20 protein-coding genes are annotated in these 20,558 nt (G+C 42.9%); 11 read left to right on the forward strand and 9 right to left on the reverse strand.

The window, feature by feature from the left end; all coding sequences use genetic code 11:
• Positions 1-54 precede the first annotated feature (54 nt).
• From OCW38_RS14040 to OCW38_RS14055, 4 genes are all read right to left on the reverse strand, one after another.
• On the reverse strand, positions 55-2,352 hold the full coding sequence (locus OCW38_RS14040) for a YjbH domain-containing protein (protein ID WP_261894581.1): 2,298 nt from the start codon (positions 2,350-2,352) through the stop codon (positions 55-57).
• On the reverse strand, positions 2,352-3,248 hold the full coding sequence (locus OCW38_RS14045; RefSeq protein ID WP_261894582.1) for a capsule biosynthesis GfcC family protein: 897 nt from the start codon (positions 3,246-3,248) through the stop codon (positions 2,352-2,354). Before OCW38_RS14045 ends, OCW38_RS14040 begins: the two co-directional genes overlap by 1 nt.
• 21 nt (positions 3,249-3,269) lie before the next feature.
• Entirely contained in the window at positions 3,270-3,974 is a 705-nt protein-coding gene (locus OCW38_RS14050) for a YjbF family lipoprotein (RefSeq protein WP_065100480.1), read from the reverse strand.
• A 130-nt stretch (positions 3,975-4,104) separates the two neighbouring features.
• Entirely contained in the window at positions 4,105-4,350 is a 246-nt protein-coding gene (locus OCW38_RS14055) for a hypothetical protein (protein WP_261894583.1), read from the reverse strand.
• Positions 4,351-4,600: 250 nt separating this feature from the next.
• On the opposite strand from OCW38_RS14055, the gene OCW38_RS14060 reads away from it, so the two are divergent.
• The 5 genes from OCW38_RS14060 to OCW38_RS14080 all read left to right on the forward strand — a co-directional run bounded on the left by OCW38_RS14060 (position 4,601) and on the right by OCW38_RS14080 (position 9,053).
• Positions 4,601-5,035, forward strand: a complete 435-nt coding sequence (locus tag OCW38_RS14060) for a rhodanese-like domain-containing protein (RefSeq protein WP_010433842.1) — start codon at positions 4,601-4,603, stop codon at positions 5,033-5,035.
• Positions 5,036-5,140: 105 nt separating this feature from the next.
• Positions 5,141-5,608, forward strand: coding sequence for a protein-export chaperone SecB (gene secB / locus OCW38_RS14065; RefSeq protein WP_009847959.1), 468 nt, complete (start codon positions 5,141-5,143; stop codon positions 5,606-5,608).
• Between the two features lie 262 nt (positions 5,609-5,870).
• Positions 5,871-6,935, forward strand: coding sequence for an NAD(P)H-dependent glycerol-3-phosphate dehydrogenase (gene gpsA / locus OCW38_RS14070; protein WP_261894585.1), 1,065 nt, complete (start codon positions 5,871-5,873; stop codon positions 6,933-6,935).
• A 47-nt stretch (positions 6,936-6,982) separates the two neighbouring features.
• On the forward strand, positions 6,983-7,804 hold the full coding sequence (gene cysE / locus OCW38_RS14075) for a serine O-acetyltransferase (RefSeq protein ID WP_261895680.1): 822 nt from the start codon (positions 6,983-6,985) through the stop codon (positions 7,802-7,804).
• 97 nt (positions 7,805-7,901) lie between these two features.
• Positions 7,902-9,053 carry a murein hydrolase activator EnvC family protein gene (locus OCW38_RS14080; RefSeq protein WP_261894587.1) on the forward strand — a complete coding sequence of 384 codons (1,152 nt, stop codon included), beginning with the start codon at positions 7,902-7,904 and terminating at the stop codon, positions 9,051-9,053.
• A 62-nt stretch (positions 9,054-9,115) separates the two neighbouring features.
• On the opposite strand, the gene OCW38_RS14085 is transcribed toward OCW38_RS14080, so the two are convergent.
• Entirely contained in the window at positions 9,116-9,754 is a 639-nt protein-coding gene (locus OCW38_RS14085) for a TetR/AcrR family transcriptional regulator (protein ID WP_010433829.1), read from the reverse strand.
• Between the two features lie 210 nt (positions 9,755-9,964).
• On the reverse strand, positions 9,965-11,128 hold the full coding sequence (locus OCW38_RS14090; protein ID WP_261894589.1) for a nucleotide sugar dehydrogenase: 1,164 nt from the start codon (positions 11,126-11,128) through the stop codon (positions 9,965-9,967).
• Positions 11,129-11,280: 152 nt separating this feature from the next.
• Here OCW38_RS14090 and rfaD point away from each other — a divergent pair, with 152 nt between their 5' ends.
• From rfaD to OCW38_RS14115, 5 genes are all read left to right on the forward strand, one after another.
• Positions 11,281-12,222, forward strand: coding sequence for an ADP-glyceromanno-heptose 6-epimerase (gene rfaD, locus OCW38_RS14095; RefSeq protein WP_010433822.1), 942 nt, complete (start codon positions 11,281-11,283; stop codon positions 12,220-12,222).
• A 134-nt stretch (positions 12,223-12,356) separates the two neighbouring features.
• Positions 12,357-13,313 (forward strand): lauroyl-Kdo(2)-lipid IV(A) myristoyltransferase, encoded by a 957-nt coding sequence (gene lpxM / locus OCW38_RS14100; protein WP_102397647.1) that lies wholly within the window; start codon positions 12,357-12,359, stop codon positions 13,311-13,313.
• A 16-nt stretch (positions 13,314-13,329) separates the two neighbouring features.
• Positions 13,330-14,529: an O-antigen ligase family protein gene (locus OCW38_RS14105; protein ID WP_261894592.1), complete on the forward strand. Its 1,200-nt coding sequence runs from the start codon at positions 13,330-13,332 to the stop codon at positions 14,527-14,529.
• Positions 14,522-15,268, forward strand: a complete 747-nt coding sequence (locus OCW38_RS14110) for a glycosyltransferase family 25 protein (protein WP_102297186.1) — start codon at positions 14,522-14,524, stop codon at positions 15,266-15,268. The genes OCW38_RS14105 and OCW38_RS14110 overlap by 8 nt, the downstream gene beginning before the upstream one ends.
• A 4-nt stretch (positions 15,269-15,272) precedes the next feature.
• A complete protein-coding gene (locus OCW38_RS14115; protein WP_146492845.1) occupies positions 15,273-16,352 on the forward strand; it encodes a glycosyltransferase family 4 protein in 1,080 nt (359 codons plus the stop codon).
• Between the two features lie 50 nt (positions 16,353-16,402).
• On the opposite strand, the gene OCW38_RS14120 is transcribed toward OCW38_RS14115, so the two are convergent.
• Genes OCW38_RS14120 through OCW38_RS14130 form a run of 3 tightly spaced genes read right to left on the reverse strand, consistent with a single transcriptional unit; the run spans position 16,403 to position 19,147 of the window.
• Positions 16,403-17,335, reverse strand: a complete 933-nt coding sequence (locus OCW38_RS14120; RefSeq protein ID WP_146492844.1) for a polysaccharide pyruvyl transferase family protein — start codon at positions 17,333-17,335, stop codon at positions 16,403-16,405.
• 3 nt (positions 17,336-17,338) lie between these two features.
• Positions 17,339-18,106: a glycosyltransferase family 2 protein gene (locus OCW38_RS14125; RefSeq protein ID WP_146492843.1), complete on the reverse strand. Its 768-nt coding sequence runs from the start codon at positions 18,104-18,106 to the stop codon at positions 17,339-17,341.
• A gap of 9 nt (positions 18,107-18,115) precedes the next feature.
• On the reverse strand, positions 18,116-19,147 hold the full coding sequence (locus OCW38_RS14130) for a UDP-N-acetylglucosamine 2-epimerase (RefSeq protein WP_146492842.1): 1,032 nt from the start codon (positions 19,145-19,147) through the stop codon (positions 18,116-18,118).
• 132 nt (positions 19,148-19,279) lie between these two features.
• Here OCW38_RS14130 and waaA point away from each other — a divergent pair, with 132 nt between their 5' ends.
• Positions 19,280-20,542 carry a lipid IV(A) 3-deoxy-D-manno-octulosonic acid transferase gene (gene waaA, locus OCW38_RS14135; RefSeq protein ID WP_261894596.1) on the forward strand — a complete coding sequence of 421 codons (1,263 nt, stop codon included), beginning with the start codon at positions 19,280-19,282 and terminating at the stop codon, positions 20,540-20,542.
• The last annotated feature ends 16 nt before the right edge of the window (positions 20,543-20,558 follow it).

Genomic DNA, 20,558 nt, shown 5'->3' on the forward strand with positions numbered 1-20,558 from the left:
TTTCGTACCTGCCTTTATCTCGCATCAGCCTCTGTTTCGTATCGGCCCCTAAATCTACTTAACGCTACTTGGTCTTTGGAACCAAGGTGAGCGAGCATCAGTTTGATCGAACAAGTTGTATTGCTTATTCAACACTTGGCCGCCGTCACGCGTGATCGGTAACCAGGTAAAGCCTGCGCGGCTTGAGCTTGGTTTCACGGTAACAAGATCGAACGGAATTGATACATAGAAGCCTTTGGTATAGCTGCCTTCACCGTACTCTTCAGTTGTCATGTCGGTTAAGCTGACAAACGCACCGGCAATAACGCCACTCTTGAACTGCTTAGAGAAATCGACACGAGTCCCGATATCACCCGCCAGGAATTTACCGACACCCACTTTAAGCAAGGTATCGCTCAGGAAGTCCCATTGTGGGGTGTAGTAACCGGTGATAAAGCCCGTCGTGCCCTTATCAATCACTTTGTACGTTCGGCTGCTATCGTCTGGGTTGACTTGGATCTCTTGATCAAACGTGCCGAACCAACTTTCAGGATCGCGCTGGCTTATTGCTGTCATGTCTGCACCAATGGCCCAGTTTTGATTGAATGGTCGATACAGAATTTCGCCACCCACACCCGCAAACATGCTTTCAAGGTAGCCCCCGTAAGCTTGGGTGTAGACACCGCTACCGTAGTCTTCAAACCAAGTCAGTTGTAAGCGATCTAAGCGAACCGAATCGTCAACGTAAGAGCGGAACAAGGTTCTTACTCTTGGCGTTTGGTCAGTGCCGTCTGATGGGACGGTATAATTAAACTTGTCGTAGTTATCGACTAAGTTAACGTACAGAGAACCTGACAGTTCAACATTGTTTAACGCCCAGAACGAAGCATTGGTGTATAAACCCAAGCTGTATAAATAGAAGTTTTCAGCAGAACCGAACGATTGAGCGAGGTTTGGTGAAATCGATACATCGAATCGCTCACGCCCATCATGATAGACAACGGACTTCTGGCGTTCTAATTCGTGAGTGTGTGAAGCATCACGGGTTTGAGCGTTAAGATAATGGTTGTTCGCCGCCGCCTTGAACGCTTGGGCATTGACCGTTGTCTCGGTCAGTTCCAACGATTTATCGTTCTCAATGATTTTGTAAGTATCAATGTAACTTGGCACCGCATTCGCAATCACAGTCACACCGCGTTCAACGGCGATATCTCTGTCTCGGTATTTAACCTGAGTGCCCTTGACCACAATGCTGTTATCATCGACCGAAATTTGCGCTTGTTCATAGCCTGCTATCGTTTCAAGTTGGCTTGCAAGGGCCGCCATATCAATGTCATCAACCGTCTCTACACCACTCGGGCGCAACTCTGCTGTTTCGGTATCTCGCCACACGGAATACATTTCATTGAAATTAGTAGAGAGATCAAAACCAAGGGTTAGCGTATCACCTCGCTCGTAGCTGACTTTAGCCGAACCCCAATCGGTGAAACGGTACACCGCACCCACATTCCATGGCGTGTGTTGTGTCATGTCGACACCACCACGTACTACTGGGAAGTCTTGAGAGTAATCATTACCATCGTATTCAAGCTTCAAGGTTAACGGCTTGTAAGGGGTTTGGTATTCAAAGCCACCATAGATTGCCGCATCGCCTTTAAACCAACGTTCAAAATCGACACTGCCGCCATTGCCTTTATAATCTGATGGGCGTTCACAATACTTGTCACTGGCTTTACACAATGGGTTGGTGAAGTTGCCACTGGTGCCCATGTATCCCCAAGCCATGCCCAAGGTAAAATCAACAGGGCCAAAGCGTTTGGTCGCCGCAACAAACTCGCCATCAAATAAACCGGTACCACCAAAGTCACGCACACCGACCGACACTTCCGGTAAGTAATACCCTTCTTCGATTAAGCGTACTTTAAAGTCGATGCCTTTATCGGTGTGCTTAGTACAACCACTGAATGAGTTTTGAGAGCAGTCTTGATTGCCACTACCGCTATAATAAAGATCTTGAGTTTGTGTATAGCGAATGGTGGTTTCAAGCCAAGGCATCACCTGCAGGCTCACGTTATAAAAATGGTATTCATTGTTAAACGAAGCACTAAAGTTGAACTCACCTTCTGGAGCCATGCGCGCGGTAGGCATTTGCATTAAGCCGACACCGCCAAAGTTCATTTGCGATGTTCGGTATTCTGTGTCGTCGAATGATGATTTATCAGCTCTGATTGACGAGGAATCAATGGCTGTTTCTGCACGAACCGGGTCAGCAAAAACCGTCTCTGCAAAAACAGAAGCGCTGTTGGCCATTAACAAGGCGCAGGTAACCGATGTGCACACTGCCGATAGAGGGAATGATTTCTGTTTCAGCATTACAGGCCAACCTTATGACGTAGCAAATCGACAATATTTTGGTTCAACGTTGAATATTCCGATGGCAGAGAGTAGAACGCCATAAATACGGTAGCACCTGGCGCTAAGTACACCGGCTGTTCGTTCCAGTACGCATATTGAATGGTTTGCACCACGCCATCTGGCTGAACAACATACGCCACACTTTTGTCTGCAGATTCACCAATAAAGCCGTTCGGTAATGCATCGAGATAATCATTCAACGTGCCATGCTCAATCAGATTGACTGTGACCGACTCTTTCATTGCACCCATCAACTGAATTGACGTTGGTCGTTGTGGTAAGTACAGAGAAAAGGCTTGAGTTTGACTGTCTGACGGCTTGTTAGCATGAGAACTTGAAACAAGCAGTGGATTCTTATCTGATTGAGAGATAACGGCATTACGGTCTAAATCAATAAACACTCGATTGAGATATTGGAAAGAGGCTAATTGTTGGCGCACTAAGTTTGCTTCTGGCTCTTCTACTGCGAAAGCTTCAAGCTGGTTCAGTACATTGCGCTTTTTGGCTTCGATAGATTCATTAGCTTGGTTAGCTTCTTTAAATCCAGTAACTGCAGTCGCTTCAGTATTGGTTATATCAAACAGTTGAGCCGAAAGTGGGAAGTAGCCAATAGTACCGTAAGCGCTAGAGCTCGCATTCGCGTTTGCGTCGTCTAATACACGAAGCAGTCGAACGTTGGTTTGATACTCAAGCGTCACACCTTGAAGAGGAAGCTCGATGGTTGTTTTAACTGAAGAAGCGCTATTAGTTTTATCAATAGATGCAGCAGAAGCAGAGCTCAAAACAAACAGAGCGCTCAGCATCAGCAACCGACGCCCCGTCATTTTTGATGTATGACTCATATAATTGATCATTTTAGTTCACTACCCTGTTCGTTAGTTGCTTTGATAATGCTTAAGGACGGTTAACTCAAGCCTTGTCATATCAGGGCCTAAATACTGTATGGTTTTTACTACTTTACCTTTGCTGTCGACCCAATATTCGTTGGTGATATCTTGTTCTAACATTGGGAATTGAATTTTTTCTTGGAACTTCTTGGTATCGATAGACGCTAACGGAGTTTCAACCGTTTCATTTCCCGCATACGTTCGGGTGATGTTCGCTTTATAGCCGAATCGATAGTTAGGCTGCCAGTCGTAAACCGCTTGCCATTTTTGAGCTCCGGGGTTGGCAGACACATCAAACACAGCAGAAGAATCGGCTGACGAGTTGTTTTCAGACGAGAACGTATCTAACGGTTGGAATGCCAAACCAGAAAGGTTTTCGTAAGGAAGCCATAGTGTTTGTACGATACGTCCATTTTCAGTGACGATCATCGCTTTGTCAGAAGACATCCATTTTAACTGCTCTGCGCCCGTTTGCGAGTTTTCACCGACGTACGCTAAGACCATGAAGATTTTACCTTGGTCATTCACTTCTGCATAAATGCTCGAATAAGGTAAGTTTTGAATGTATTCCTTCGACAACTCAACATCAGAGCTTCCAAAAAAGGCTTCATCAAAAGTGGAATTGACGTCTTGAAACTGCTGAGAACAACCAGCAAGAAAAAGACCAAGGGATATGATTAGAGGTTTAAGCATGACGAATTCTGCTTCCTAGCAATTTGGTTGCTGATATCCAATATGAAAATCTGATATAAAAAAACCACTTTATGCTTTCACATAAAATGGTTTTAAACATACGTTAACTAAAACACGCACTAACCAAAAATTAGTTAGTTGTTGTTGTAGTCGTTGCACCGCTTTCGTTAGAAGCTACGGCTACCGCTGCCGCTGCTGCGACTGCTGCAGTCGTTACTGCTACTGTTGTTGCTGTGCCTGCTGCTACTGCTGATGCACCAGCGCCAGCTGCTGCGCCAGAACCTGCACCCGCACCCGCACCCGCAGTTTCTGTTACAGCAAAAGCACCGCCAGAGAAGCTAACAGCTAGTGCTGCTACTAAAGCCATTTTTTTCATAATGATTCCCATGTATATAAACGTTTATATGCTGAGGTTAATAATGCCCTCAACTGATTGCTCAGCTTAAACAATCAGCTAATGATATTAGTTAATAAGCGTGTTCAAGTAAATGCATAATTTGTAAACTGAAACCATTTTGTCTCTCGCCTGTATTTATAACCCTATGCCTACTCTGTATTCTCCTTACCTTTCTCGCTATACTCCTGACCTAGAGTTTTTCGCCCAATAACGAATAAGAGTTCAAGATATGCAAGAGTTAGTTCCATTTGTTCAAGAGAATATGATTTTAGCCATCGTATGGATCGGCTTGGTTGTTGCCATCATTGCGAACGTTATCAAGACATCAAACGCAGCTTATAAAGAGATCACTGCAGCGCAAACCACACACATGATTAACCGTGAAAACGGTGTTGTGGTTGATATTCGTACTAAGGATGAGTTCAAGAAAGGCCATATTACTGACGCAGTTCACATTTTACCGTCAGATATCAAAGCAAATAACTTTGGTAGCCTTGAAAGTCACAAAGCAGACCCAATCATCGTAGTATGCAAGACGGGTCAAACCGCTCAAGAAAGCGCGAACTTGCTGGTTAAAGCAGGTTTCGAAAACGTAAGCGTGCTGAAAAGCGGCTTAGTGGCTTGGAGCGAAGCTAACCTTCCTTTAGTTAAAGGTAAGAAATAGGTTAAAGGTAAAAAATAAGCTGACCGAGTAAAACGATATTACTTTAGGGCTTTGTTCGACTGATATGATGGACAGAGCCTAATTATAAATTTTAAGGACAAGAAAATGGCTGAAGCAGCACAACAAGACGCACAACAGAACTTCGCAATCCAACGTATTTTCCTAAAAGACGTCTCTTTCGAAGCGCCAAACTCTCCAGATATGTTTCAAAAAGAGTGGAACCCAGATGTAAAACTGGACCTAGACACTCAAAGCCGTGAGCTTGGCGAAGGTGTTTACGAAGTTATCCTACGTCTAACTGTTACTGTTAAGAATGCAGAAGACACAGCGTTCCTTTGTGAAGTTCAACAAGGCGGTATTTTCTCTGCAAGCGAAATGGAAGCTGGCCAACTGGCACATTGCCTAGGTGCATTCTGCCCGAACATCCTGTTCCCATACGCGCGTGAAACAATTTCTAGCCTAGTGGTTAAAGGTACGTTCCCACAACTGAACCTAGCTCCAGTAAACTTTGATGCTTTGTTCATGAACTACCTACAAAACCAAGCTCAACAAGCTGAAGGCGAACAAGCTTAAGTCTCAATGTAGTCTTAACGCTTAGCGAATAAATGACCAATAAATAACTAATAAACGAACGGCCAACAAACGGCTATTTTTATTAGAAGATTGCCTTTTATTCGATAGCTAGTTTTTGTGAAATAATTAGTTTTAAATGCACATCGCAGCTTCTGCGATGTGCATTTTTTATTTACACTGTACTTTGGTAGAGCGCTTTTTCTTCTTAGTAAAGGGTTTCTCCAAAACTCTTCGATTTCCCTCATTATTTTTAGGTGGAAGCATGACAGACACAACTCGCCCGACTAACACGCCAGATGCTTGCGGTAAAGGCAGCGCTTACGGTAAAGACATCGCCATGACAGTGATAGGCGCCGGTTCTTACGGAACCTCTTTAGCGATATCTCTAGCGCGTAACGGTGCCAATGTTGTTCTTTGGGGACACGACCCTGTTCATATGGCTCGTCTTGAATCTGAGCGTGCTAATAATGAGTTCCTGCCAAATATCGACTTTCCAGAAAGCCTAATCATCGAATCCGATCTTGAGAAAGCAGTAACAGCAAGTCGTGACCTTCTCGTTGTTGTGCCTAGCCACGTGTTTGGCATTGTTCTAAACAGCCTAAAACCTTACTTAGGTACGGATTCTCGCATCTGTTGGGCGACCAAAGGCCTAGAGCCAGAAACAGGCCGCTTACTTAAAGATGTCGCGCACGATGTGCTGGGTGCTGGGTACTCGCTAGCGGTTCTATCAGGGCCTACTTTTGCCAAAGAGTTAGCGATGGGCATGCCAACGGCTATCTCTGTCGCGTCACCAGATGAAGTATTCTTAGAAGAGCTGCAAGAGAAGATCCACTGCGGTAAAACATTCCGCGTATACGCAAACTCAGATTTCATCGGCATGCAACTTGGCGGCGCGGTGAAAAATGTTATCGCAATTGGCGCAGGCATGTCGGATGGTATTGGTTTTGGTGCCAATGCTCGTACAGCCCTTATCACGCGTGGGTTAGCTGAGATGAGTCGCTTAGGCGCTGCACTGGGTGCACAACCCGAAACCTTTATGGGTATGGCCGGGCTGGGCGATCTAGTACTAACCTGTACTGATAACCAATCACGTAACCGTCGTTTTGGATTGGCTTTAGGTTCAGGTAAAGACGTCGATACGGCACAACAAGAGATCGGCCAAGTGGTCGAAGGCTATCGCAACACGAAAGAAGTTTGGTTACTATCCGAACGTATGGGCGTTGAGATGCCAATTGTTGAACAAATCTATCAAGTGCTGTATCAAGGGAAAGATGCCCACTTAGCGGCACAAGATCTGCTTGCTCGAGACAAGAAGTCAGAGCGATAACATCGCTTATTAAGTCGTGGAATGAAATAGATAAAATGGATGGAAAAATGCAACACTGTGAACAGCAAAAGGTTTGGCAATGCATTGTGAAGGAAGCTCGACAGCAGTCAGAGCAAGAACCTATGCTTGCGAGTTTTTACCATGCCACCATTATCAACCACGAAAGCTTAGGCGCTGCGCTAAGTTACATCCTAGCAAACAAATTAAAGACGGCTTCAATGCCCGCAATGGCGGTGCGTGAGGTGGTTGAACAAGCATTTAAGCAAGATCAATCGATTATTGATGCGGCTGCTTGTGATATCTGCGCGACGGTAAATCGAGATCCTGCGGTCGAGATGTACTCGATGCCTCTGCTTTATCTGAAAGGCTACCACGCTTTGCAAGGTTACCGAGTGGCTAACTGGCTATGGAAGCAAGGGCGTATCGCACTTGCTACTTACCTACAGAACCAAATTTCGGTTGCTTGCCAAGTGGATATTCACCCAGCCGCTCGTATCGGTAAAGCGATCATGCTCGACCACGCCACCGGTATCGTGATTGGTGAAACTGCTGTCGTCGAAAATGATGTATCGATCCTTCAAGACGTGACTTTAGGTGGTACGGGTAAAGAAGGTGGCGATCGTCACCCTAAAATCCGAGAAGGTGTAATGATCGGTGCCGGCGCTAAAATACTTGGCAATATTGAAGTGGGTGAAGGCGCGAAAATTGGTTCTTGCTCTGTGGTTCTTCAAGCCGTTCCGCCTCATACGACTGTCGCTGGTGTTCCTGCAAAAATTGTTGGAAAGCCGAAAACTGACAAGCCATCTTTAGACATGGATCAGGGGTTTAACGGTCGCTCTCAGAACTTCATCCATGGTGATGGGATTTAAGAGCAGATTCGGGATCCGACGAATAGCCGATAGCCGAGATGCGAAAAGACTGACAGCAAAAGACTCGCAGCAGATGCTGATTATTAATAAGAGCAAAATGACGATAATGATGAAACCCATTCAATCAATGAGCACTGTTCTTTTGATATCTGCCAGCCTTGGTGTGGCTCTTTTGTCTTCCTCATCATTTGCTGCCTCTCAAGGGGAGCTGAAAGGCGTATCAAGCGAAATCTCTCGCCAGCAAAAAAACTTGTCCTCACAACAGAAAAAACTTGATAGCCTACAAGCAAGCCTCAAGAAACAAGAATTATCCATCGCTGCACTGGAAAAAGCGATTTTAGACAGCAAGAAGCAGCTCAATACCGCTAATGCGAATATTGCTAGCTTAGACACCAAGATCAAAGCCCTCACTGCACAGAAAAACGTCCAGACAGACAAGTTAGAGCAGCTTATTCAGACTTACTACATGACAAGTCGAGCTAAGGCTTCTTCTCACATTCTCAACACTGGTGTAGAAGAAGATCGCATCAGTCATTATTACCAGCACCTGGCCAAAGCTCGCTCCGCAACAATTAAAACAATTGAACAGACGCAACTTGAATTAGAAGAGAGCCACAAACAGCGTCAACTCGAGCAAGAACAAATCGCAACATTGTTAAAACAGCAAACCACCAAGCGTGACAAGTTGTCTCAGACTCAAACACAACGTAAGAAAACCGTTGGTAGCATTAAGAAGAATATTTCTGGCGACAAAAATTACTTGGCTGAACTTCAGCGAAATGAAACTCGCCTGAAAGCTGAAATAGCAAAAGCAGAAAAAGCGGCTCGAGAACGACGTAATGCAGTCCCAATGGATGGCCTAGCAAAACGTAAAGGTAAGCTACCTTGGCCGATCAAAGATAAAGTTCTACATAACTACGGTTCACGTCAAACGGGGCAAATTAACTGGAAAGGCATGGTGATCAACGCCAAGTACGGTCAGCAGGTTAAATCCGTTTACTCAGGTACGGTGGTATTTGCCGAGTATCTGCGAGGCTATGGTTTAGTGGTTCTTCTCGATCATGGTAAAGGTGATATGACGCTCTATGGCTTTAACCAAGCACTACTGAAGAAAGAAGGTGACAAGGTTAAAGCGGGTGAAGCCATCGCGCTTGCAGGTGACACTGGCGGCCAAACACGCCCATCACTGTACTTTGAAATTCGTAGAAACAGCCAAGCTCAGAATCCAAAGAGCTGGTTGGTTCGATAAAGAGCAGATACGGGATGCGAGTATCTTTCTTCGAATCCCGTATATCGCTTACTCGTCTCTTTCTATTTAGAGTTCAACGCCCTTACACCATCTTCCAATAATGTCAGCTGCTCAAAACCTTGAGCTGTCGCAATCGGTTTAACCGTCGCGATCATCTGCAGCATTCCTTGATGAACCACTTGCTCGGTAATTTGAGCTTTTGGAGACATCGCAGATTGATACGCCAACCAACCTGATGCAATCAAGTGAAGAGACGTCACCATCGACTTCATTTCTGCATCTGTTGCCTTGAGCAAGTTCAACTCAACGAAGGCTCGCATGATACCCACAAGGTTGGTTTGCAGCTTTTCTTGTACGGCCATGTAATCAAGGTGGAGCTTTTCATCACGAGACAGTATTTCAGGTAGGTTCGCATAGAAGAATCGGTACTTCCACATCAGCGTGAAGATAGAATCTAGGTAGCGCTTGAGTAGCGTGAGGCTTTCTTGTTGCCCTTGAATCGGTGTGAACCTTTCAAGCAACTCTGTCGAATAGAGAGTAAAGATATCACGGACAATTTCTTGTTTGTTGCGGAAGTGGTAGTAGAGATTACCAGGGCTAATTTCGATATGCTCAGCAATATGATTGGTCGTAATACTGCGCTCGCCGTGCTCATTAAAAAGCTCTAGAGCAGCATAAACAATCTTGTCACGTGTTTTCATTGGTAATAAGTGTCCCTATCCGTTTAGAGGTTCAGTATATCGCCACTAAACGGATAGATCGAGCTGTTAACATCTGGTCGAATTAGCAAACGCTAAAATTCACCTTCAACCGTCACACCTTTGATCAATCACATCTTTGATCAATCACAGCTGTCATTAATCGCTCGTTTCATTAATCTTAATCACTCGTACAATCAATCGCTACTGTAATCAATCGCTGCCAAACAGGTCTCGTGTGTACACCTTATCTGCTACGTCTGCGATTTCTTCTACCATTCTGTTAGATACAATCACATCCGATACGGTTTTAAACTCTTCAAGGTCAGAATAAACTTTAGAGTTAAAGAAATGCTCTTCTTCCAATACCGGCTCATACACGACGACTTCGATGCCTTTGGCTTTTAAACGCTTCATGATCCCTTGGATGGAAGAAGCACGGAAATTGTCAGAGCCCGCCTTCATAATCAAACGATAAATACCGACAATTTTAGGCGAGCGCTTAATAATTGAATCCGCAATGAAGTCTTTTCGGGTACGGTTTGCATCAACAATCGCACCCACAATGTTGTTTGGTACATCTTGATAGTTTGCTAATAGTTGCTTGGTGTCTTTTGGTAAGCAGTAACCACCGTAACCAAATGAAGGGTTGTTGTAATGATTGCCGATACGAGGGTCTAAGCCAACACCTTCGATGATCTGACGAGAATCCAAGCCATGCGCTTCCGCGTAAGAATCAAGCTCATTGAAATAAGAAACTCGCATCGCTAGATAAGTATTTGAGAATAACTTTACTGCTTCTGCTTCCGTTGAGTGAGTAAACAGTACGTCGATGTTTTCTTTTTCCGCACCTTCCACAAGAAGATTCGCAAACACTTTAGCGCGTTCAGAACATTCACCAACGATAATTCGTGATGGGTGTAGATTGTCGTACAGGGCCTTACCTTCACGCAAAAACTCCGGTGAGAACATGACGTTTTCGCAGTTCAGCTCTTGCTTAATACGCTCGGTATAGCCAACCGGCACCGTTGATTTAATAACCATTATCGCATCAGGATTGATCTCCATGACGTCTTTGATGACTGATTCTACAGAGCTGGTATCAAAATAATTGTTTTTAGGGTCATAATCGGTAGGTGTAGCAATGATGACAAATTCAGCATTTTTGTAAGCGGCTTTATCCGTTGTTGCCATGAAGTTCAGCGTCTTATTTGATAGAAAGTGCTCAATCTCATTGTCTACAATCGGTGACTGCTTATTGTTTAGCATTGCCACTTTTTCATCGATGATATCTACCGCAATGACTTCATGATGTTGTGCCAAAAGCATAGCGTTTGATAGACCCACATACCCTGTACCGGCTACTGCAATCTTCATGATAATACCTATAGTTTTGAGTAATTAACTCAACATAATTTATAACTTAGCTTGCCATATCATACTCTGGTTGGGGAATTATTCCACTAGCCCGCTTTATCCATTCCTTGCTATACTCGTGACAGTTTTGTATTCAAAAGAGTTAGAAAATTATGATTATCGTAACGGGTGGTGCTGGCATGATTGGCAGCAATATTGTTAAGGCGCTTAATGAAGCGGGCCACAACGATATTCTAGTCGTCGACAACTTAAAAGATGGTAAGAAATTTAAGAACCTTGTAGACCTAGACATCACGGATTACATGGATCGTGATGACTTCCTAACTCAAGTCATGGCCGGTGATGATTTTGGTCATATTGAAGCTGTTTTCCATGAAGGAGCATGCTCTGCTACCACTGAGTGGGATGGCAAATACATGATGCTCAACAACTATGAATACTCAAAAGAGCTACTTCATTACTGTGTTGAACGTGAAATTCCTTTCTTGTATGCCTCTTCAGCTGCAACTTACGGTGAAACCGACACTTTCATTGAAGAACGAGAGTACGAAGGTGCATTGAATGTCTACGGCTATTCAAAACAACAATTTGATAACTACGTTCGTCGCTTAACCGCGGATGCAGCAGCACACAACGAAACGCTTTCGCAAATCGTAGGGTTCCGTTACTTCAATGTTTATGGTCCACGCGAGCAACACAAAGGCAGCATGGCCTCTGTCGCTTTCCACCTAAACAACCAAATGAATGCCGGTGAAAACCCGAAATTGTTCGCAGGTAGCGAAACCTTTAAGCGTGATTTTGTGTATGTGGGTGATGTCGCGGCTGTAAACTTGTGGTTCTTAGAGAATGGGGTATCTGGCCTCTTTAATCTAGGTACTGGCAATGCTGAGTCGTTTGAAGAAGTCGCCAAGGCAGTTATCAAGCACCATGGTAAAGGCGAAATCGAAACGATTCCTTTCCCTGAGCATTTAAAAGGTGCTTACCAAGAATTCACTCAAGCAGACCTAACGAAGCTTCGCGGTACAGGTTGCGATATCGAGTTTAAAGCAGTAGCCGATGGCGTTGCTGAGTACATGAAGATCGTAAACGCTTAACGGTATATTTCAGATTAGGACCAATAATACACCCTACTTTTAGCGTGTATTATTGGGAATGTCTAACGAATATAATCATTCCCAGAGTGACCGATATTAAGTTAACTCTCTGATTTAAATAATGTAGTGAATGAATGACCACACAACGCAATGATTTTGATCCAAAAGCTTACAATCCTGAGTTTGAATGGGGTTTTCTAGCACCTAAATACTGGGGAACTTGGATTGCTGTTTTGTTATCGTCTTTAGTCTGCTTCTTACCTAACAGCATTCGTTTAGCATTAGCTAAGTTTATGGCTAAGCAAGCTGTAAAAATTAAGAATAAGGCTAACCGCCGGGCTCGAGTTAACCTTGAGATGTGTTTCCCTGAGCAATCTATCGAAGAGCGCGAAGAAACTCTCTATCAGTCATACGTTACTTCCATCTCATTTTTGATGGGATTTGCTTCACTGACACTCAAGAGTAAAACTTGGCTAGAGAATAACACTGCGATAAACGGCCTGAGCAACCTAACCGATATTACAGACAGTGGCGAGAATGTGATCTTGCTGGTGCCACACACATGGGCTATCGATATCCCAGCGGTATTATTAGCTTCACGCAATTTACCTGTATCTGCGATGGCGAAAGCACAAAAAAACAAACTCAGTGACTGGCTAATGCACCGACAGCGCGTGCAATACGGCGGTCGTGTTTATGATCGCAGCGGTGGTATCAAACCTTTCATCAAGTCGGTACGTGATGGGTACCTGGGTTACTACCTCCCTGATGAAGATCTTGGCCGTGAGCACAGTGTCTTCGTTGACTTTTTCGCGACTCAAAAAGCAACTATCTCAGGCCTTGGTCGCCTATCAAAACTAAGTAAAGCTAAAATTGTGCCCTTGTTTGCTCAATACGATAGCAGTACAGGCCAATACGCCCTGGACTTCTACCCTGCTCTACCCTTCCCAACAGGAAGCGAAGAAGAGGACGCCCGTATGATGAACCAATGTATTGAAAATTACGTGAGCAAAAACCCAGAGCAATATATGTGGATCTTAAGGCTGCTTAAGACTCGTCCTGATAGCAATATCAACCCTTATCATCGTTAGCATGACATTGAACAGCATGAATATTATTAACAGACAGCAGATTTATACAGCGCTCCTACTCTTACCTTATTTTTTTGCTGTTACGGGCATGTTAGTTTGGGATAGTGGCGATAAGAAAATGATCCCACTATTTTTGATTAGTATCATCGTTAGTATATTTGCATTCAAAAAAGAAACCATATTAAATAACATACGGAACCCATTTGTATGGCTCATTGGCATTTCGTGTCTATATACTGTGTTTAGCTATTATTATCATGGGTCCAGCTCTAGAGAACTAAGAGCACTGATTGGCGTTACTCTTTTTCTTATCGCTTTTCCATACCAAATTTTGACGAAAAAAGTCATTCAATGGGTCGTTTTGATCGGTAGTTTGGCAATATGTGCCAATAGCGTCTATTTCAACCTCTATATAGGTACGGGCCGCAATGCTGGTTATATAAACCCGATCCCTTACTCGACGGCGTGCGCATCAATATCCATAATCGCGTTCTCTTTATTGCTAGATAGCTCTCCTTTTAAGGGTAAAGTTCTTCCTTTAGTCGCTTTTCTGCTGTCGTTGCCTCCTATCATACTAAGTGAAACTAGAGGGATTTGGTTAGCGTTTACTTTAAGTGTCTTTATTATAATCGTAGCTAAATGTATTAAAAACCCGCCTTCGAGAAAATATATATTATTTACTTTTGTATTTACAGCCGTTCTCACTGCTACTGGCGCTTTCTTATTTAAAGAGAAAATAAATGAGAGATACGACCAAACTATCTATGAAATCAAAAAGATTCAATCGGGCGATTATAATACTTCCGTTGGGCTTAGGTTACAAATGTGGATGTTAGCTCCGGAATTAATAAAACAGAAACCAATGCTAGGACACGGCAAGGAACAACGGGAGATATTAAAAGATAAGTTAGAACATGGTGAAATATCCAGACCGCTATATCATTATGCTTCAGCCCACTTCCACAATCAAATTTTGGATAAAATGGTTAAATCTGGGATGATAGGCGTAATACTTGTACTTAGCCTTCTACTTTATCCACTAGTGATGATGAGAAAATCACCACCACTCGATGTGTATATCATAATTGGTTTGGTTAGTTTATTTTTTATCGCTGGTTTAACTGATGTTCCTTTTAATCATCCTCAGCCTCTGATGCTATATTTATTATTTCTAGCCCCTACATACTCAAGAATTCAGAGAGATCCCAATGACTAAAATTTTTGTCATAAACCTAGAATCTTCTATAGAAAGAAGAAAAAATATTAGTCATCAATTGAATGAATTAGATCTTTCATTTGATATTTTTAATGCTGTAGACGGTCGAACATCCCCTCCTCATCCACTACTTAACCGTTATAACGATTGTTTAAGCCAGACATACCGAGCAAAGACTTTGAGTGCTGGCCAACTAGGCTGCTATGCGAGTCACTACTTGTTATGGGAAAAGTGTGTTGAAATAAATGAACCAATAATCGTCATTGAAGATGATGCTCTTATATTTAAAGAGGCATTTCTTAATTTCATACAAGATATTCGTGACATACCTGAAACTGTAGAATGTGTGAGATTATTCAAAAATAAGCGCCGTAAATATGACTCTTATGAAGTGTTCGGAGCTAAATCAACGAGTATTCACAAGTTTACTAAAGGTCACATGAGCGCTACAGCTTATTTTTTAAGACCTTCTGGGGCTAAAAAATTCCTCCACCATTCGAATGAATGGTGTATGGCAGTAGATATTTATATGGATCGATTCTGGCAAAACGAAGTTGAGTGTTATGGGACTGCTGTTCCTTGTTTAACAAACGATCCTAAATTTGATTCTGATATCGGCTATGAAAAAAGAATAAGCACCAGAAGTTTATTAAAAAAATGTAAACGCGAGTGGTTTAATTTAAATGAAACCATCCAACGCCATCTACATAATATAAAATTCAAATACTCGAAGCGGTAACCCAATGAAAATTCTTGTTGCTAGTTCTTACTATCATGCTCAAAATAGCGTACGCCCTGAAGCTGAAATGTTTATAGAAATGGTAAAACAGGGCCATGAGGTCACTGTAATTACCCAAGGAGATGCCGAATATACGGAACGATTTAGAGCATGTGGTGTAAAAGTCGTTGATGCATATCCAACTAAAAAGATCTGCTTAAGCACTATCAAAGCTTATAGAGCCGAGCTGAACAGCAAAGCCTATGACATCTTTTATGCGTTTAATTCTAAAACTATCCCAAATGCGGCGTTTGCTTGTATTGGCAAAAAGACAAAATTAATTACATATCGCGGGACTACAGGTGGCTTGTATCGCCATGATCCTTCAGCCTACCTCACTCACCTGCACCCAAAAGTCAGTGGTGTTGTTTGCGTATCAAAAGCGGTGGCTAACGACGTTAAAAAGAGAGTTTGGTGCAGTAAAGATAATGTAGTTACCATTTATAAAGGTCATGAACTAGACTGGTATACCGTTCAGGCAAATAAGCCAGAAGAGTTTGGCTTAGACTCCAATAACGTCATTGCTGTTTGTGCAGCTCATGTGAGACCTAGCAAGGGAATCGATGTTCTAATAAAAGCTACACACTTTGTTGATAACCCAAACTTTCATCTTCTTTTAATTGGCAGTGGTTACGAACCTTATTTTGATATGGCGAAAGATAGCCCTATGTCAGAGAGAATACACTTCATTGGTCACAGAAAAGATGTTCCATCCATTATGGCTATGGCTGATTTTCAAATTCAACCATCAATCAGTGGAGAGGGGCTTCCAAGAACGATTGTTGAAGCCATGGCAAATGGAACACCGTCAATAGTGACAACAACGGGTGGCTCCCCAGAGCTGATCGAAGAAAACGAAACTGGCCACATTGTTCCCGTAAAAAATGCTCAGTTATTAGGTGAATCTATAAACAACATGGCAAAGAGTAAAGAACGATGTTCAGAAATGGGGCATAAAGCAAAGATCAGACTCCAACGCTACTTTTCGTCATCAGAAACAGTTAAACAACACATTCGCTTTTTTGAAAAATTAACGAACAAATAGCTTAGCAATCAAAGGGCAAGTAAGTGGATAAACCAACTTGCCCAAACAACCTACTTGTGGTCTTGAATAATTCTGTTTATCACTTCTTTTTGAGTCTCGACTATCGCATTCAGTTGTTCCAAAGAACTCAACTGGTAATTGCTCTTGTCATTGGCTAATGCTTCAAGCTTAGCTTTTAACGTGGTCATATTATCATTAGAGGCCAGTTTATAAACTGTTACTAATGACAACCACTTTCTTGATAAAGATGGCAATAATTTAGCCACAATTCTCTTATATGAGTTTTCTAATAATTTACCAATGGGCATCTTATTGACACTCATGAAAGGTAAGTCGTGTAAGGTCAGCTCTACATCCATAGATTCGGCAAAGTCATACCACTTTTCATCGTCAAATGCTGGAGAGAACCGAACGCCTTTCCAAGGGATGCGAAGTGCATCTGCAATAATGGCGCCGTGCATAGCCTCAGTCACAACGGACTCACACTCTTGAAGAGCCAACAAAAAGGCCTCTACAGGTTGTTTGGCTGTAATATAGGTTAAACCTATCTCCTGACAAACTTTTTCCCAATCAATAAAGTCTTCACTACGGTGATGAGGTATAAAGCCAATCTTCCCTTTTTGTTTTTCCGCTTTCGGAAAGTCAACTTCACGCAGCAGATAAGCACCATCTCCAACTACCAATTCGGGTTTTAACCCCAATTTTTTTGCCGTTCTTGGACCTCTCACCCCATACACTGTGCACTTATCATCCAGCGTCGGCACATTCCATTCCCAAGCCCCTGAGGAAAAAATAATAATTTCTTCTGCACTGGCTAAGTTTTTATTTATTCGCTTCTCCGTCAAAATAGTCCCGATACCTAAAAAGTAACGAGAGCTATCTTCTGCAATCAAGTCACCAAAAAGCTGTGGCCACAGCCAGGGATTTAGATCATCCCCTACATTGTAAGTATCTGACAAGCAGTACTCTAATTTAAAAGCCACTGGTTAGCTCCTTTCTTTTTCGATAAGCCATAAGCCAACATATTTATTGAAATTCACTTGAGCGTAGGTCATCGCCATAATGAAGCCGACGCTGCCATCCATAAAGCCACGACGAATAATATACACAAGAAAGAACGTCCATATTGCACGTAATAAAGCTAAAAATAAGCCGTGTGATTTCTTACCTTTGCGATGGTACTTTTGCGAGCCAAGCCAAGCGTACTGCGCTGCTTTGTCTAGGCCGTGACCATAATCACGATGGGTATAATGAAGTAAATAGCCCTTCAGGACACCAGTAGAACCTTGCTCCGGAATAATTGTCTCGTGAACCTCGTCCAACGTATATCGAGAGCCTTCTCTCTTAAACAGCCTTAATACTGCACGAGCACTGCGGCCGTATTTTAGAGTCGTGCCATACAGAGTCACTCCCCAAGGCAGTTTGTACGCTGTGTGTTTGATTTGATCTTGCTTTAATAGTTCAACTAAATTGTTACTTATTTCTTCATCTAACGCTTCGTCAGCATCAATTGATAGCACCCAATCACATGTTGCTTTATCTAGCGCTCGCTGCTTTTGCTTACCAAAGCCAGGCCAATCTGTGATGGTCACGTTATCTGTATATTTTTGGCATATTTCAACGGTTGCATCTGTTGAGCCACTGTCTAAAACAATCAGTTCATCGGCAATATCAACAACAGATTTAAGGCAAGTTTCAATTCGGTCTTCTTCATTCTTGGTAATAACAATGACAGACAGGGTATGTTTTCTCATTATTCAGCCCTAGAATTTCCAATAGTTTAATGATTTACGGATTTTAAAGTTACGAATCCAATTTTTTGGCTTGTTATCTTGCCAGCCGCTTTCTAGCACATCAGTAATAGCACTCAGAACTCTCGCTGAGGATTGCCCATCTAAATATGGTGTTATTGACGGTCCGTAATGAGCGATAGCGTTATCTCTTTCTTCATCAGGTAGCATTGCTTGCTTAATTGCTGACTCTAATTTCTCGGCTTGAGTAATGTTAATAAAGCTTGCTTGAGGGTCTCGATTATTTACCGTGACAACAGGCTTATTGAGCAACAAGAATTCCTGAAATATCGATGAGTTGTCACACACCATAACATCAGCACGATGTTGCATTTCAATCACTCGGTCATTATCGAAAAAGAGAAGGTTATCCCCTTCCAGTGCTTGATATTTCGCTCTCGTCTCTTGATTCATTTTAGGATGAAGAGTCACTAACCATTGCCACTGACTCAGTTGACTGAGGCGCTTAAGCTCTTCATAAACCAACTCTGCACACGATAAGCTTGGCGAAAAAGTGGAAGCGAACAGAATTTGAGGTCTCTCATGACGATTCTCACTAGCTTGATAATTAAACAAGCTATCGAGCTTCAGCCACCCGGTCTCTTTAACTTGAAAATAGCCGCGCTGCTTAGCTAGCGGCTCAAGCGAGCTTGTTCTTTCATGGCCTTCGGTGCAATACAAATCAAATAGACCACGTTCAGGGTATAAGTTCCCACGTTTGCTCTCGTTCAAACCATGAAATACTTGTACCTTCAACCCTGGAATAAACGCCGGAACACGATCACCAGGCACTAGAACGGCAGAAGGATTAAAGGCAATAGCTTCTGTCAAAGAGACGCTCTGCTCTTGATCCAGTAAAAGATGTTCAGAAGCGTCTTCACCAACAAGCAACCACTTAACCTCATGGCCGAGTTGCTTCGCGTAATCATAGAATGGGCGAAGAATAGCAAATGAATAATTTTGCTCGACGTAGAGCAAGAAACGATAGGTTTGATCGGTTTGCATAAGCGATGAGATAAAATTCACCATGTCCGTTTGAAAGCGCAACTAAGCATTTAATTATAACGCTCTTTACTTTCGAGATTGAAGAAAATACTCTTCTGAATATTGATTTTACCTTCTGGTGTCACTGTTCTTATGCTTATACGACTTATCTATACTCTCATATTGTCATTAGCTTCTCCGCTACTGCTGTATGGGCTTTATAAGAACAAACCTGGAAAGCCAAGTTTTGGTCAGCGTTGGAAAGAACATTTCGGGATCACACCGCAAACTCAAGGTAAGAATCCTATCTGGATTCACGCAGTATCGGTTGGTGAATCGATTGCCGCCGTACCGATCATCAAGCAACTGAAGCGACGCAATCCAAACCAAGCCATTATCGTTACCACGACAACCAGCACGGGTGCAGAGCAGATAGAAAAACTCGGTGATTTAGTCGAGCATCGCTACATGCCGATTGATTTTTCTTGGTGTATTCGAGGTTTTTTGAAGACTGTTCAGCCTAAACAGATGCTAATCATGGAAACCGAGTTATGGCCAAATACACTGCACTGCGTCGCGAAAGCTGGAATCCCCATTTCGGTACTCAACGCTCGCCTATCTGAACGCTCGTGCCAGCGTTATGCTAAATTCCAAGCCGTTTTTGAGCTCTTAGCCAAAAATCCCTCTCAAGTACTTTGCCAATACCCAAGTGATGCTGAGCGTTTTATACGATTAGGGTTAGATAAAGCATCTGTGCATGTGACTGGGTCGATCAAGTTTGATATTGAAGTTTCCGCTGAACAAGTATCAAAAGGCAAAGCGTTACGTGAACAAATTGGCTTTGAACGCTGTGTGTGGATAGCAGCCAGCACTCATCAAGGCGAAGATGAAATTATCTTAGACGCTCATAAACAGCTCCTTAAAGACAATCCTAATACTTTGCTGATGATTGTGCCTCGTCATCCAGAGCGATTTAATCAAGTGACGGAACTGGCTAAACAACACCAATTCAACACCATTACTCGAACGAGTCAGCAACCAATCACCTCTAATGTTGAAGTGTATATTGCGGATACGATGGGAGAAATGTTGGTATTACTCGGCGGATCTGATGTGTGCTTTATGGGAGGGAGCCTTGTGGGCGATAAGGTAGGTGGCCACAATCTTCTAGAGCCTGCGGCACTGCAGTTACCTTTACTCAATGGCCCTAGCTATTTTAACTTCAGCGAGATCACAGACAAACTACTTGAAGCTCAAGCTGTCACTATTAGTCAAAACAGTAATGAAATTGCAGGCCAGCTAAGAGAGCTATTCTCTCAGCCTGACTTGCGTAAAAACAGAGGCTTAGCGGCTTATCAAGTGGTTGAACAGAACCGAGGGGCGTTGAATAAAACCTTGGCATACATTCTTAGCTAATGGCCTTCTTAGCTAG

This window comes from Vibrio cyclitrophicus (assembly GCF_024347435.1).
Taxonomy (GTDB): Bacteria; Pseudomonadota; Gammaproteobacteria; order Enterobacterales; family Vibrionaceae; genus Vibrio; species Vibrio cyclitrophicus.

What these genes read in the sequence shown, in the direction of transcription:
- gpsA (WP_261894585.1), top strand. Translation starts at nt 5,871, where the DNA reads ATGACAGACACAACTCGCCCGACTAACACGCCAGATGCTTGCGGTAAA.
- OCW38_RS14090 (WP_261894589.1), bottom strand. Translation starts at nt 11,128, where the DNA reads ATGAAGATTGCAGTAGCCGGTACAGGGTATGTGGGTCTATCAAACGCT.
- OCW38_RS14115 (WP_146492845.1), top strand. Translation starts at nt 15,273, where the DNA reads ATGAAAATTCTTGTTGCTAGTTCTTACTATCATGCTCAAAATAGCGTA.
- OCW38_RS14125 (WP_146492843.1), bottom strand. Translation starts at nt 18,106, where the DNA reads ATGAGAAAACATACCCTGTCTGTCATTGTTATTACCAAGAATGAAGAA.
- lpxM (WP_102397647.1), top strand. Translation starts at nt 12,357, where the DNA reads ATGACCACACAACGCAATGATTTTGATCCAAAAGCTTACAATCCTGAG.
- OCW38_RS14110 (WP_102297186.1), top strand. Translation starts at nt 14,522, where the DNA reads ATGACTAAAATTTTTGTCATAAACCTAGAATCTTCTATAGAAAGAAGA.
- OCW38_RS14060 (WP_010433842.1), top strand. Translation starts at nt 4,601, where the DNA reads ATGCAAGAGTTAGTTCCATTTGTTCAAGAGAATATGATTTTAGCCATC.
- OCW38_RS14105 (WP_261894592.1), top strand. Translation starts at nt 13,330, where the DNA reads ATGAATATTATTAACAGACAGCAGATTTATACAGCGCTCCTACTCTTA.
- OCW38_RS14040 (WP_261894581.1), bottom strand. Translation starts at nt 2,352, where the DNA reads ATGCTGAAACAGAAATCATTCCCTCTATCGGCAGTGTGCACATCGGTT.
- rfaD (WP_010433822.1), top strand. Translation starts at nt 11,281, where the DNA reads ATGATTATCGTAACGGGTGGTGCTGGCATGATTGGCAGCAATATTGTT.
- secB (WP_009847959.1), top strand. Translation starts at nt 5,141, where the DNA reads ATGGCTGAAGCAGCACAACAAGACGCACAACAGAACTTCGCAATCCAA.
- OCW38_RS14045 (WP_261894582.1), bottom strand. Translation starts at nt 3,248, where the DNA reads ATGATCAATTATATGAGTCATACATCAAAAATGACGGGGCGTCGGTTG.
- cysE (WP_261895680.1), top strand. Translation starts at nt 6,983, where the DNA reads ATGCAACACTGTGAACAGCAAAAGGTTTGGCAATGCATTGTGAAGGAA.
- waaA (WP_261894596.1), top strand. Translation starts at nt 19,280, where the DNA reads ATGCTTATACGACTTATCTATACTCTCATATTGTCATTAGCTTCTCCG.
- OCW38_RS14080 (WP_261894587.1), top strand. Translation starts at nt 7,902, where the DNA reads ATGACGATAATGATGAAACCCATTCAATCAATGAGCACTGTTCTTTTG.
- OCW38_RS14085 (WP_010433829.1), bottom strand. Translation starts at nt 9,754, where the DNA reads ATGAAAACACGTGACAAGATTGTTTATGCTGCTCTAGAGCTTTTTAAT.
- OCW38_RS14055 (WP_261894583.1), bottom strand. Translation starts at nt 4,350, where the DNA reads ATGAAAAAAATGGCTTTAGTAGCAGCACTAGCTGTTAGCTTCTCTGGC.
- OCW38_RS14130 (WP_146492842.1), bottom strand. Translation starts at nt 19,147, where the DNA reads ATGCAAACCGATCAAACCTATCGTTTCTTGCTCTACGTCGAGCAAAAT.
- OCW38_RS14050 (WP_065100480.1), bottom strand. Translation starts at nt 3,974, where the DNA reads ATGCTTAAACCTCTAATCATATCCCTTGGTCTTTTTCTTGCTGGTTGT.